Origin of the sequence: Streptomyces sp. NPDC001410 (assembly GCF_042895235.1) — a bacterium.
Classification (GTDB): domain Bacteria; phylum Actinomycetota; class Actinomycetes; order Streptomycetales; family Streptomycetaceae; genus Streptomyces.
On sequence record NZ_JBIAWE010000022.1, the window covers coordinates 139513 to 151748 of the forward strand.

General features: G+C 72.1%; 11 protein-coding genes and 1 riboswitch. Of the genes, 9 read left to right on the forward strand and 2 right to left on the reverse strand.

The genetic code is table 11. The annotated features are described in order from the left end of the window. The first annotated feature begins 33 nt into the window (after window positions 1-33). The 4 genes from ACFY3C_RS37880 to ACFY3C_RS37895 all read left to right on the forward strand — a co-directional run bounded on the left by ACFY3C_RS37880 (window position 34) and on the right by ACFY3C_RS37895 (window position 4872). Window positions 34-1437, forward strand: coding sequence for a M16 family metallopeptidase (locus tag ACFY3C_RS37880; protein ID WP_386575881.1), 1404 nt, complete (start codon window positions 34-36; stop codon window positions 1435-1437). Continuing rightward, on the forward strand, window positions 1434-2822 hold the full coding sequence (locus tag ACFY3C_RS37885; RefSeq protein ID WP_390774058.1) for a M16 family metallopeptidase: 1389 nt from the start codon (window positions 1434-1436) through the stop codon (window positions 2820-2822). Before ACFY3C_RS37880 ends, ACFY3C_RS37885 begins: the two co-directional genes overlap by 4 nt. A gap of 224 nt (window positions 2823-3046) precedes the next feature. Next, window positions 3047-3210, forward strand: a riboswitch (cyclic di-AMP (ydaO/yuaA leader). Between the two features lie 12 nt (window positions 3211-3222). Continuing rightward, the gene (locus ACFY3C_RS37890; RefSeq protein WP_390774059.1) at window positions 3223-3978 is read left to right on the forward strand and encodes a M23 family metallopeptidase; all 756 of its coding nucleotides are present in this window, start codon (window positions 3223-3225) and stop codon (window positions 3976-3978) included. A gap of 198 nt (window positions 3979-4176) precedes the next feature. After that, window positions 4177-4872, forward strand: coding sequence for a GntR family transcriptional regulator (locus ACFY3C_RS37895; RefSeq protein ID WP_386575878.1), 696 nt, complete (start codon window positions 4177-4179; stop codon window positions 4870-4872). A gap of 183 nt (window positions 4873-5055) precedes the next feature. On the opposite strand, the gene ACFY3C_RS37900 is transcribed toward ACFY3C_RS37895, so the two are convergent. Beyond that, the gene (locus tag ACFY3C_RS37900; RefSeq protein ID WP_071381868.1) at window positions 5056-5337 is read right to left on the reverse strand and encodes an HPr family phosphocarrier protein; all 282 of its coding nucleotides are present in this window, start codon (window positions 5335-5337) and stop codon (window positions 5056-5058) included. Window positions 5338-5514: 177 nt separating this feature from the next. On the opposite strand from ACFY3C_RS37900, the gene ACFY3C_RS37905 reads away from it, so the two are divergent. From ACFY3C_RS37905 to ACFY3C_RS37925, 5 genes are read left to right on the forward strand one after another with little or no spacing between them, the layout of a single operon-like run. Beyond that, window positions 5515-8388 (forward strand): GNAT family N-acetyltransferase, encoded by a 2874-nt coding sequence (locus ACFY3C_RS37905; RefSeq protein ID WP_390774060.1) that lies wholly within the window; start codon window positions 5515-5517, stop codon window positions 8386-8388. A gap of 17 nt (window positions 8389-8405) precedes the next feature. Next, entirely contained in the window at window positions 8406-8819 is a 414-nt protein-coding gene (locus ACFY3C_RS37910) for a hypothetical protein (protein WP_390774061.1), read from the forward strand. Window position 8820: 1 nt separating this feature from the next. Continuing rightward, window positions 8821-9417: a DUF5998 family protein gene (locus ACFY3C_RS37915; RefSeq protein ID WP_386575876.1), complete on the forward strand. Its 597-nt coding sequence runs from the start codon at window positions 8821-8823 to the stop codon at window positions 9415-9417. Next, window positions 9417-10610: an alkaline phosphatase family protein gene (locus tag ACFY3C_RS37920; protein WP_386575875.1), complete on the forward strand. Its 1194-nt coding sequence runs from the start codon at window positions 9417-9419 to the stop codon at window positions 10608-10610. The genes ACFY3C_RS37915 and ACFY3C_RS37920 overlap by 1 nt, the downstream gene beginning before the upstream one ends. Window positions 10611-10655: 45 nt before the next feature. After that, window positions 10656-11306 carry a thymidine kinase gene (locus tag ACFY3C_RS37925; protein ID WP_390774062.1) on the forward strand — a complete coding sequence of 217 codons (651 nt, stop codon included), beginning with the start codon at window positions 10656-10658 and terminating at the stop codon, window positions 11304-11306. Window positions 11307-11369: 63 nt separating this feature from the next. On the opposite strand, the gene ACFY3C_RS37930 is transcribed toward ACFY3C_RS37925, so the two are convergent. Continuing rightward, on the reverse strand, window positions 11370-12167 hold the full coding sequence (locus tag ACFY3C_RS37930; protein WP_390774063.1) for an IclR family transcriptional regulator: 798 nt from the start codon (window positions 12165-12167) through the stop codon (window positions 11370-11372). Window positions 12168-12236: the final 69 nt, after the last annotated feature.

Here is a 12236-nt window from a genome sequence, read left to right on the forward strand (position 1 = left end):
TCGACGACCGCCTCCGCTCGCGAAGGGACGTACATGCCCATGGGTCACACGACCACAGCCGAGGCAGGCTCCGGGGGCCTGACAGCGACCGAGCACCGCCTGGCCAACGGTCTGCGCGTGGTGCTCTCCGAGGACCACCTGACCCCGGTGGCGGCGGTGTGCCTCTGGTACGACGTCGGCTCCCGCCACGAAGTCAAGGGACGCACCGGCCTGGCTCACCTTTTCGAGCACCTGATGTTCCAGGGGTCGGCGCAGGTCACCGGCAACGGCCACTTCGAGCTGGTGCAGGGCGCCGGCGGCTCCCTGAACGGCACCACCAGCTTCGAGCGCACCAACTACTTCGAGACCATGCCCACCCACCAGCTGGAGCTCGCCCTCTGGCTGGAGGCCGACCGCATGGGCTCCCTGCTCACCGCCCTGGACGACGAGTCCATGGAGAACCAGCGGGACGTCGTCAAGAACGAGCGCCGCCAGCGCTACGACAACGTGCCCTACGGCACCGCGTTCGAGAAGCTGACCGCCCTCGCCTACCCGGAGGGCCACCCCTACCACCACACGCCGATCGGCTCGATGGCGGACTTGGACGCGGCCACCCTGGAGGACGCGCGCCAGTTCTTCCGCACCTACTACGCGCCGAACAACGCGGTGCTCTCCGTGGTCGGCGACATCGACCCCGTGCAGACCCTCGCCTGGATCGAGAAGTACTTCGGGTCGATCCCCTCCCACGACGGCAAGCCCGAGCCCCGCGACGGCTCCCTGCCCGAGATCATCGGCGAGCAGCTGCGCGAGGTCGTCGAGGAGGAGGTCCCGGCGCGCGCCCTGATGGCCGCCTACCGGCTCCCGCAGGACGGCACCCGCAAGGCGGACGCGGCCGACCTGGCCCTGACCGTCCTCGGCGGCGGCGAGTCCTCCCGCCTGTACAACCGGCTCGTGCGCCGCGACCGTACGGCCGTCGCGGCCGGCTTCGGCCTGCTGCGCCTGGCCGGCGCGCCCTCGCTCGGCTGGCTGGACGTGAAGACCTCCGGTGACGTCGAGGTGCCGGTGATCGAGTCCGCGATCGACGAGGAGCTGGCCCGGTTCGCCGAGGAGGGCCCCACGGCCGAGGAGATGGAGCGCGCCCAGGCCCAGTTGGAGCGCGAGTGGCTGGACCGGCTCGGCACGGTCGCCGGCCGCGCCGACGAACTGTGCCGGTTCGCCGTCCTGTTCGGCGACCCGCAGCTCGCCCTGACCGCCGTCCAGCGCGTCCTCGAGGTGACCCCAGAGGAGGTCCAGGAGGTCGCCAAGGCCTGCCTGCGCCCCGACAACCGCGCGGTCCTCGTCTACGAGCCGAAGCACCCGGAGACCGTCCAGGACGCCGACGTCCCCGAGGACCCGGAGCAGGAAGCCACCGTAGAGGCGGGCGCCGACAAGAGCGACAACGAGGAGACGGCCAAGTGACCGAGCTCGCCACGATGGACTTCCACCCCCAGCCGCAGCCGGGCGAGGCCAGGCCGTGGGCGTTCCCCGCCCCCGAGCGCGGCACGCTGGACAACGGCCTGACCGTGCTGCGCTGCCACCGCCCCGGCCAGCAGGTCGTCGCCGTCGAGGTGCTGCTGGACGCGCCCCTGGACGCCGAGAAGCCCGCTCTGGAGGGCGTCGCCACGATCATGGCGCGGGCCTTCTCGGAGGGCACCGACAAGCACTCCGCCGAGGAGTTCGCCGCCGAGCTGGAGCGGGCCGGCGCCACGCTCGACTCGCACGCCGACCACCCCGGCGTCCGCCTCAGCCTGGAGGTCCCGGCCTCCCGCCTGGCCAAGGGCCTCGGCCTGCTCGCCGACGCCCTGCGCGCGCCCGCCTTCGACGAGAGCGAGGTCGAGCGGCTGGTCCGCAACCGCCTGGACGAGATCCCGCACGAGCTGGCCAACCCGGCCCGCCGCGCCGCCAAGGAACTCTCCAAGGAGCTGTTCCCGGCGACCTCGCGCATGTCGCGGCCGCGCCAGGGCACCGAGGAGACGGTCGAGAAGATCGAGGCGGCGGCCGTGCGCGCCTTCTACGACCGCCATGTGCGGCCCGCCACCGCCACCGTGGTCGTGGTCGGTGACCTCACCGGCACCGACCTGGACGAGCTGCTCGCCGACACCCTGGGCGCCTGGACGGGCACCCCGGGCGCGCCGCGACCCGTGCCGCCGGTGACCGCCGACGACACCGGCCGGGTGGTCATCGTCGACCGGCCGGGCGCCGTCCAGACCCAGCTGCTCATCGGCCGGATCGGACCCGACCGGCACGACCGCATGTGGCCCGCCCAGGTGCTCGGCACCTACTGCCTCGGCGGCACCCTCACCTCCCGCCTGGACCGCGTCCTGCGCGAGGAGAAGGGCTACACCTACGGCGTGCGCTCCTTCGGGCAGGTCCTGCGCTCCGCGCCGGACGGCACGGGCGCCGCGATGCTCGCGATCAGCGGCTCCGTGGACACCCCGAACACCGGTCCCGCGCTGCAGGACCTGTGGACGGTGCTGCGCACGCTCGCGGCGGAGGGCCTGACCGACGCCGAGCGCGACGTCGCGGTGCAGAACCTGGTCGGTGTGGCGCCGCTGAAGTACGAGACCGCGGCGGCCGTCGCGAGCACGCTGGCGGACCAGGTCGAGCAGTACCTGCCCGACGACTTCCAGGCGACTCTGTATCAGCAGCTCGCCGGCACCGGCACCGTGGAGGCCACCGCGGCGGTCATCAACGCCTTCCCGGTGGACCGCCTGGTGACCGTTCTCGTCGGTGACGCGGCCGAGATCAAGGCGCCGGTCGAGGCGCTCGGTATCGGCGAAGTCACCGTCGTGACAGCCGAGTAGCGGCTTCACCGCGCCCCGCGCGCGTGGGGGCCCTGACGACCCGACGGGTCGTCAGGGCCCTTTGCTGTGCGGAACTCTTCCCCAGATGTCCGAATTGGGGCAGAGGTTGCCTGTCTGGCCTGTGGGATGCGCTACAAAAGCCCGGATCCGTTTGGGGATCGAAAGTCGGGCCGCATAGCGTCGACCGGGCTGTTCGTCAGGCAGTGCGCCGCGCCCGCGGCACCGGACAGTCATCGCCGAGTCCCCCCACGGCGCGAGCCAGGGGAGCCGGGGACCCACCGCAGTCCCTGGGGTGAATCGGACGCCCGCGCACCGGCGAGGGGGTCCGTAGGAGACCTTCCTGCTCCGAACCCGTCAGCTAACCCGGTAGGCGAGAGGGAAGGAAAGGACCAGCAACTTCATGGCGTTCATGTACGCCACCGGGAAGCACCGCAAGCCCGGCCGGGTCAAGCGCACCACCGTTCAGGCGGCCGGTGTCGCGGCCCTCACCACCACCGGTGTCGTCGGCACCCTGGCGGCCGGCCCGGCGCTCGCCGCGGACAACTCCGTCGAGGACACCGGCCTCACCCCGGTCATCACCGCCAGCGACTCGGTCGCCGAGCAGATCGACGCGCAGGCCGAGGCCCAGCTGGTGGCCGCCCGGCAGAAGGCGGCCGAGGAGGCCGCGGCCAAGGTGGCCGCCATGGAGGCGAAGAAGGAGCGCGAGGCCCAGGCCCGCGCCGCGCGAGAGGCCGAGCGCAAGCGCCTGAACGCCTTCGTCGCCCCGATCGCGCACTCGTACGTCTCCACCGGCTACAAGGCCAGCAGCTCCCTGTGGTCCTCCGGTTCCCACACCGGCATCGACTTCCACGCGGCCAGCGGAACGTCCGTCCACGCGGTCGGCTCCGGTACGGTCGTCTCCACCGGGTGGGGCGGCGCGTACGGCAACCAGATCGTGATCCGGATGGCCGACGGCATGTACACCCAGTACGGCCACCTGTCGTCCATCGGCGTCGTCGTGGGCCAGAAGGTCCTCCCGGGCCAGCAGATCGGCCTGTCCGGCGCGACCGGCAACGTCACCGGACCGCATCTGCACTTCGAGGCCCGTACGACCTCCGAGTACGGTTCGGACGTCGACCCGATCGCCTATCTCCGCCAGCACGGCGTGAACGTCTGACGCTCCGGCGCACGACATCCCGAAGCCCCGGCTCACGAGCCGGGGCTTTCGCCGTTTTTCGCAGTGCCTGCGGCATCCGCTGTCCAAAAAATATCCATGGATTCCGGCCTGCCGTCGGAAATTCCGGCTCATTGCAATAGAGTCACGGAACATGCGTCCATCGTCGACGTTTCACGGGGATTAAAGCGGAGGTCGGTCATGCGTATTCCGGCGCACTCGGTGTGCACGGCGATCCGGGACGACATCGTCGCGGGTGTCTACGAGCGCGGCGGCCGCCTCACCGAGGAAGTCCTCGCCCGCCGCTACGGCGTCTCGCGCGTCCCTGTCCGTGAGGCCCTGCGCACCCTGGAGGCGGAGGGCTTCGTGGTGACCCGGCGGCACGCGGGCGCGTGCGTGGCCGAGCCGACCGAGCAGGAGGCCGCAGACCTGCTGGAGATGCGCACGCTCCTGGAGCCGCTCGGCGCCTCCCGGGCCGCCCAGCGGCGCACCGAGGCCCATCTGAAGGTGCTGCGAGGGCTGGTCCGGCTGGGCCAGGAGCGGGCCAGGCGGGGCAGCAGCGACGATCTGCGCTCGCTGGGCGGCTGGTTCCACGAGACGCTGGCGCAGGCCTCCGGAAGCCCCTCGCTGTCCTCGATGCTGACCCAGCTGCGGCACAAGATCGCCTGGATGTACACGGTGGAGGCGCCGCCGAGTCCGGTGGACTCCTGGGCGGAGCACGGCGCGATCGTGGACGCGGTGGCACGCGGTGACAGCGAGCGCGCGCGGGCGATCACGGCGATGCACACGGAGCGCTCGACGGGCGCGCACCGGTTGCGGTTCACCTCGGGCGGGGACCGCTCCGAACGTGTGAGGAACTCGCAACATGCCGTAAACATGCAGAGCCTGCGGCATTAACACGGGCGCCGTATACAAAGAGGGGATATTCGGCGGGCGGGTATTTCCGCTGCCCTTTTCCCGGCGCGCCGTGAATTCGCGGTCGTGTGCCTTCGGTGTGCCTGTGGTGAATTCCCCGGACCGGGCGCCAAAAAGGCGGAGGCCGCGCCACCCGGAAAGGGCGACGCGGCTTCCTGGCATACCTCAGACGGTCTCGGGGAGCTCTTCCAGGCCCTCGGAGACCAGCTTGGCCAGACGGTCCAGGGCGATGTCCGCGCCCTCGGCGTCGGAGGCGAGGACGATCTCCTCGCCGCCCTGGGCACCCAGGCCCAGGACGGCCAGCATGGAGGCCGCGTTGACGGGGTTGCCGTCAGCCTTGGCGATCGTCACCGGGACACCTGCGGCCGTGGCGGCCCGGACGAAGATGGATGCGGGGCGGGCGTGGAGGCCCTCGGCCCAGCCGACGTTGACGCGGCGCTCAGCCATGTGTTGCTGCCCTTCGGTGTTCAGGGTTGTCTAGACCAGTTTCCCATATCGCAAAGCGTGCCCGGAACGGTCCTTCGTCCCGCTCCGGTGTGCCGTCGGGCCGCGGCCTCGGTCCGACTTCCGTCCTGCACAGACTGCCTCGCGCCGTTGTCGTACGCGAGCCTTACTCTGGGGCCCATGCAGAGCCCGGCGGACCGGCAGGACCGGCACGAGTACCCCGCCCACTGGGAGGCGGACGTGGTGCTGCGCGACGGGGGTACCGCGCGCATCCGGCCCATCACCGTTGATGACGCCGATCGCCTCGTCAGCTTCTACGAGCAGGTCTCGGACGAGTCGAAGTACTACCGCTTCTTCGCGCCGTACCCACGACTCTCCGCCAAGGACGTCCACCGCTTCACGCACCACGACTTTGTGGACAGGGTGGGACTTGCCGCCACGATCGGCGGCGAGTTCATCGCCACCGTACGCTATGACCGCATTGGTGCCGACGGTCTGCCCGCCTCCGCGCCCGCCGACGAGGCCGAGGTCGCCTTCCTGGTGCAGGACGCCCACCAGGGCCGTGGGGTCGCCTCGGCCCTCCTGGAACACATCGCCGCCGTCGCCCGCGAGCGCGGGATCCGCCGCTTCGCCGCCGAGGTGCTGCCCGCCAACACCAAGATGATCAAGGTGTTCACGGACGCCGGGTACACGCAGAAGCGCAGCTTCGAGGACGGCGTCGTACGTCTGGAGTTCGATCTCGAACCCACCGACCGCTCCCTCGCGGTGCAGCGCGCGCGGGAGCAGCGCGCCGAGGCCCGCTCGGTACGGCGGCTGCTGGCACCCGGCTCCGTCGCGGTCGTCGGCGTCGGCCGCGCGCCCGGCGGGGTGGGCCGCAGCGTCCTCGGCAACATCCGGGACGCCGGCCATCCCGGCCGTCTGTACGCCGTGAACAAGGCCTTCCCCGAGGACCTCAAGGAGGTCGACGGGGTGCCCGCGTACCGCTCGGTGCGGGACATCGAGGGCCCGGTGGACCTCGCCGTCGTCGCCGTACCGGCCGAGCACGTGCCCGCGGTCGTCTCCGAGTGCGGCGAGCACGGGGTGCAGGGACTGGTCGTGCTGTCCGCCGGGTACGCCGAGAGCGGGCCAGAGGGGCGCGAGCGGCAGCGGGCCCTGGTCCAGCTCGCGCGCGCGTACGGCATGCGGATCATCGGCCCGAACGCCTTCGGCGTCATCAACACCGCGCCGGACGTCCTGCTGAACGCCTCGCTCGCCCCCGAGATGCCCCGCCCGGGCCGCATCGGCCTGTTCACCCAGTCCGGGGCCATCGGTATCGCGCTGCTGTCCCGGCTGCACCGGCGCGGGGGAGGCGTCACCGGGGTCACCGGGGTGTCCACCTTCGTGTCCGCCGGGAACCGGGCCGACGTGTCCGGCAACGACGTCCTCCAGTACTGGTACGACGACGCGGAGACCGACGTCGTCCTGATGTACCTGGAGTCCATCGGCAACCCGCGCAAGTTCACCCGCCTCGCCCGGCGCACGGCGGCGGCGAAGCCGCTGGTCGTCGTGCAGGGGGTCGGCTCCGCGCCGCAGGGGCACGCGGTACGGGCCACCCGGCTGCCGCACGCGACCGTCTCCGCGCTGCTGCGGCAGGCCGGCGTGATCCGGGTGGACACCATCACCGAACTGGTCGACGCGGGGCTGCTGCTCGCCCGGCAGCCGCTGCCCGCGGGGCCGCGCGTGGCGATCGTCGGGAACTCCGAGTCGCTCGGCGTGCTGACGTACGACCGCTGTCTCGCGGAGGGGCTGCGGCCGTCGCCGCCGCTGGACCTGACGACCGGGGCGACGGCGCAGGACTTCCATCGGGCGCTGTCGCGGGCGCTGGCGGACGAGACGTGTGACGCCGTCGTCGTCACGGCGATCCCGGCGATCGGAGAGGGATCGCCGGGGGACGCGGAGCTGGCGGAGGCGCTTCGGTCGGCTGCGGCTGCCGTTCCGGGCAAGCCGGTGCTCGTGGTGCACGTGGAGCTGGGAGGGCTTGCTGAGGCGTTGTCGGCTGCGGCCAGTACGTCACCACAAGCCCTCGCGAAGGCGCCCGGCGTCGAGGGCGTTGCCCACCCGTTCCACCCCGCGGACCGACTGCCCACCACAGCGGCAGCCCCTCCCGAAAGCCCTGAAAGCCCGGTAGACCCCACCCCTGAAGGCGCCGACTCCCGCCTCATCCCCGCCTATCCCGCCGCCGAGCGCGCCGTCCGGGCCCTTGCCGAAGCCGTGAAGTACGGCCAGTGGCGGCGGGAGGCCGCCGATCCGGGCAGGGTGCCGGAGTACGACGACATCGACGAGAAGGGGGCCGCCGAGCTGATCGGAGGGCTGCTGGAGCGTGGGCAGGGGCTCACGATCGGGCAGGCGGACACCTGCGAGCTGCTCGAGAAGTACGGCATCCACGTGCGCCGGGCGCTGGCCGCCCCCACCCCGGACGCCGCCGCCGAGGCCGCCCGAACCCTCGGCTACCCCGTGGCCCTCAAGGCCACCGCCCCGCACCTCAGGCACCGGGCCGACCTGGGCGGCGTACGCCTCGACCTGGCGGACGAGGAGCAACTGCGCAGGGCCTACGCCGAGTTGACCGAGCTGTTCGGGCAGCCCGAGGAGCTGCGGCCGGTGGTGCAGGGGATGGCACCCCGGGGTGTCGACACGGTCGTACGGGCGGTGATCGATCCGGCCGCCGGGGCCGTGCTGTCCTTCGGCCTCGCCGGGGCCGCCTCGCAGCTGCTCGGAGACATGGCGCACCGGCTGATCCCGGTCACCGACCGCGAGGCGACCTCGCTGGTGCGGTCGATCCGGACGGCGCCGCTGCTGTTCGGCTGGCGCGGCTCCACGCCCGTGGACACGCCCGCGCTGGAGGAGCTGCTGCTGCGGGTGTCCCGGCTGGTGGACGACCACCCCGAGGTCGTCGCCGTAACCCTGGAGCCGGTCGTCGTCGCCCAGCACGGCGTGAGCGTCCTCGGCGCCACCCTCCGGCTCGCCCCGCCCCCCGCCCGCGACGACCTCGGCCCGCGCACACTGCCGGCCTACTGAGGGGGGAGGGGGGCTGCATGGAGATCGCCGGCCACCGGCTTCCCGACGGCAGCTGGTGGGACTGGGAAGTGATCGTCTGGGACGGCGGGCAGCTGCGGCTGGCCGCCGGTTACGACCTCACCTATCACCACGGCCTGGAGCTGGTCTTCGTCGACGCGGTCTTCGTCTGCTGTCCGCACAGCTTCCAGGACCCCGTCTTCCGCGCGCCCACGGCCGAGGAGACCGCGCGCCTCGTGCGCGCCCTGGGCGAAGCACCGCCCGTCGTCGTCGCGTTCGAAGCGGATGCCGGCGGGCCCGAACCCGCCTCCTGCCTGATCGCCGCCGAGGGCCTGGACATCCTGTCGGGGCTCGTCCCGCGGCACTCGCGCACGGGTGCGAGGGCCGCCACAGGTGCTCGCAACTGGCCCGGACCCCCCTTGCCCACGGATTAAGATGGACGCCATGGCCAAGACCAGTACGACGACCCAGGGGCTGCGCACGGCGATCGAGCGCAGCGGCTACTACCCGGCCCTCGTGTCCGAGGCGGTGGAGGCCGCTGTGGGCGGCGAGCCGATCCGGTCGTACCTGGTCCACCAGGAGACGACGTTCGACCAGAACGAGGTGCGGCGGCATGTGACCGTGCTCGTCCTCACCGGCAACCGGTTCATCGTCAGCCACACCGACGAGCAGGCCGCCGACAGCACCTCCCCGACGCCGTACGCCACGACGTCCACGGAGTCCGTGAAGCTCGGCCGGATCTCGTCGGTCGTGGTCAGCCGGGTCGTCGCGAACCCGGAGCAGTACACGCCGGGCACGCTGCCCCGCGAGGTCGTGCTGACCATCGGCTGGGGCGCGGTCAGCCGCATCGACCTGGAGCCCGCCGCCTGCGGCGACCCCAACTGCGAGGCCGACCACGGCTACACGGGCAACTCCACGGCGGACGACCTCAGCCTGCGCGTCAGCGAGGCCGGGGACGGCCCGGAGACGGTGCGCCAGACGCTCGCCTTCGCGCAGGCCATCTCCGAGGCGACCGCGGACCTCACGCGCTGATGGCCCAGCCCTTGTCTTCCTGGGACCACCCGGAACCGCTCGCCCTCGACACCGCACCGCTGCCCGAGTACGGCAGTGGCTCCCTCGCCGACCTCCTGCCCACCCTGGCCGCCGGCCTCGGCGTCCCCGGCACCACCGCCACGATCACGGAACTGACCCCGGTGGACCGGGCCTGTGTCTTCCTGGTCGACGGGCTCGGCTGGGAGCAGCTGCGGGCGCACCCCGACGAGGCCCCCTTCCTCACCTCGCTGCTCGGCAGCTCGCGCGGCGGCACCGGACGCCCGCTCACCGCCGGCTACCCGGCGACCACCGCGACCTCCCTGGCCTCCGTCGGCACCGGCCTGCCCCCGGGCGCCCACGGACTGCCCGGCTACACCGTCCGCAACCCGGCCACCGGCGCGCTGATGAACCAGCTCCGCTGGCAGCCGTACACCGACCCTCGCCCCTGGCAGCCGTACCCCACGGTCTTCCAGCTGGCCCACGAGGCCGGGGTGCACTCGGCCCAGGTGTCCTCGCCCACCTTCCAGCACACCCCGCTGACCAAGATCGCGCTCAGTGGCGGCACCTTCCACGGACGGCTCACCGGCGAGGACCGCATGGACCTCGCCGCCGAGCAACTGGCCGCCGGTGACCGCTCCCTGGTGTACACGTACTACGCCGAGCTGGACGGCGCCGGACACCGTTACGGCGTCGCCTCCGACACCTGGCGCGGACAGCTCATGTACGTCGACCGGCTCGCCCAGCGCCTCGCCGAGCAACTGCCCCCGCGCAGCGCGCTGTACGTCACCGCCGACCACGGCATGGTCGACGTCCCCTTCGACGAGCAGCACCGCATCGACTTCGACGAGGACTGGGAGCTGCGCGCCGGAGTCGCCCTGCTCGGCGGGGAGGGGCGGGCGCGGCACGTGTACGCGGTGCCGGGCGCCGAGAACGACGTACTGACCGTCTGGCGCGAGGTGCTCGGCGAGCAGTTCTGGGTGGCCTCGCGGGACGAGGCGATCGCGGCGGGCTGGTTCGGGCCGCAGGTGGACGACCGGGTGTACGCGCGCATCGGTGACGTGGTCGCGGCCGCGCACGACGACGTCCTGATCATCGCCTCCGAGCAGGAGCCCAAGGAGTCGTCGCTGGCCGGCAACCACGGTTCGATGACCCCCGCCGAGCAGCTGGTCCCGCTGCTCGAAGTACGCTCCTGAACCGCCCCGCCCTGTGACCACTCCCCGAAAGGTGCTCAACTCCTCATGCCCGAGCTGGTGTTCTTCTCCGGAACGATGGACTGCGGGAAGTCGACACTGGCTCTGCAGATCGAGCACAACCGCTCCGCGCGCGGCCTGGCCGGCATGATCTTCACCCGGGACGACCGGGCGGGCGAGGGCAAGCTGTCCTCCCGGCTGGGCCTGGTCACCGACGCGGTGGAGGTCGAGGACGGCCAGGACCTGTACGCCTACCTCGTCGAGCACCTCTCGCAGGGCGGGCGCGCGGACTATGTGATCGCGGACGAGGCGCAGTTCCTCGCGCCCGAGCAGATCGACCAGCTCGCCCGCGTGGTGGACGACCTCGGAATGGACGTCTTCGCCTTCGGGATCACCACCGACTTCCGTTCCAAGCTCTTCCCGGGCTCCCAGCGGCTGGTGGAGCTGGCCGACCGCATCGAGGTGCTGCAGGTCGAGGCGCTGTGCTGGTGCGGTGCCCGTGCCACGCACAACGCCCGCACGATAGGCGGCGAGATGGTCGTGGAAGGCGCCCAGGTGGTCGTCGGCGACGTCAACCAGTCCGCGGGCGAGGTCGGCTACGAGGTGCTGTGCCGTCGTCATCATCGCAAGCGGATGACGAGCGCGACGGCGCGAGCGGCGGCACTGTCCCCTGACATGCTGCCGGTCACGTCGGGTTGACCCGTGGCGGGCGCATGGGCCGCAGGTGCGAGTCCTGGGTGATCGAAGGCGATCAGGCACCTTTCAGGATCGAGCCCCGTGCTCGGAATCTGCCGTCGTCAGCTCCGCCTCCACCGCGCCCGCGGCCTTGTGCAGCATCGCCACCAGCGTCGGCAGCCGGTGCCGGTCGTAGCGGACGCTGGGCATCGAGACCGAGATGCCGGCGAGCATGGCGTGGTCGGCCCCACGCACCGGCACTCCGACGGCGACGATGCCCCGCTCGGAGCGACCCTGGTTGAGCGCGAAGCCGTTGCGGCGAAGGCGGGCGAGCTCGGCCCGTAGCTTCGCGAGGTCGGGGCGGTCGCCGGGGCTCTCGGCGTAGCGTTCCTCGCCGTACACCTCCTCCAGCTCGGCGGCCGGCAGTTCGGAGAGGAGCAGCAGTCCGGCGGTGGTGCGGTGGGCCGGGAAGACCATCCCCTCGCGCGACCCGACGCGCAGCGCCTGGCCGCACTCGACCGAGGCGATGAAACGAGCGGTGGCACCGGTGCGGATGGCGAGGTTCGCCGACTCGTCGACCACATCGACCAGCCGGCGCAGGTGAGGCAGCGCGACCGCCCGCAGATGCGAGGTGTCCGACCGCGAGTGCGCGGCGAGCTCGAGCACCGGCCCGGCGAGATAGGTGCGGCTCGCGTCCTGCACCGCGAAGTCGCGGTAGACGAGCATCTGCAGCAGCCGGTGCGCGGTCGAGCGCGCGATGCCCAGCCGGTCGGCCGCCTCGGCGACGGTGAGCGAGCCCTCGAGCTGCAGCATGGTGGCCAGGCGCAGGGCGTGGTCGACGGACGCGATGGCGTACGCCGGGGGCTGCTTGAGCTCGCGCGCCATGGTGATCCGGCTCCTCGATTCTGCTCTGCGGAATCTACTGTTCCGCCTGCGAGGCTAGCAGGCACGTTG

What these genes read in the sequence shown, in the direction of transcription:
- ACFY3C_RS37880 (WP_386575881.1), top strand. Translation starts at nt 34, where the DNA reads ATGCCCATGGGTCACACGACCACAGCCGAGGCAGGCTCCGGGGGCCTG.
- ACFY3C_RS37890 (WP_390774059.1), top strand. Translation starts at nt 3,223, where the DNA reads ATGGCGTTCATGTACGCCACCGGGAAGCACCGCAAGCCCGGCCGGGTC.
- ACFY3C_RS37895 (WP_386575878.1), top strand. Translation starts at nt 4,177, where the DNA reads ATGCGTATTCCGGCGCACTCGGTGTGCACGGCGATCCGGGACGACATC.
- ACFY3C_RS37900 (WP_071381868.1), bottom strand. Translation starts at nt 5,337, where the DNA reads ATGGCTGAGCGCCGCGTCAACGTCGGCTGGGCCGAGGGCCTCCACGCC.
- ACFY3C_RS37905 (WP_390774060.1), top strand. Translation starts at nt 5,515, where the DNA reads ATGCAGAGCCCGGCGGACCGGCAGGACCGGCACGAGTACCCCGCCCAC.
- ACFY3C_RS37910 (WP_390774061.1), top strand. Translation starts at nt 8,406, where the DNA reads ATGGAGATCGCCGGCCACCGGCTTCCCGACGGCAGCTGGTGGGACTGG.
- ACFY3C_RS37915 (WP_386575876.1), top strand. Translation starts at nt 8,821, where the DNA reads ATGGACGCCATGGCCAAGACCAGTACGACGACCCAGGGGCTGCGCACG.
- ACFY3C_RS37920 (WP_386575875.1), top strand. Translation starts at nt 9,417, where the DNA reads ATGGCCCAGCCCTTGTCTTCCTGGGACCACCCGGAACCGCTCGCCCTC.
- ACFY3C_RS37925 (WP_390774062.1), top strand. Translation starts at nt 10,656, where the DNA reads ATGCCCGAGCTGGTGTTCTTCTCCGGAACGATGGACTGCGGGAAGTCG.
- ACFY3C_RS37930 (WP_390774063.1), bottom strand. Translation starts at nt 12,167, where the DNA reads ATGGCGCGCGAGCTCAAGCAGCCCCCGGCGTACGCCATCGCGTCCGTC.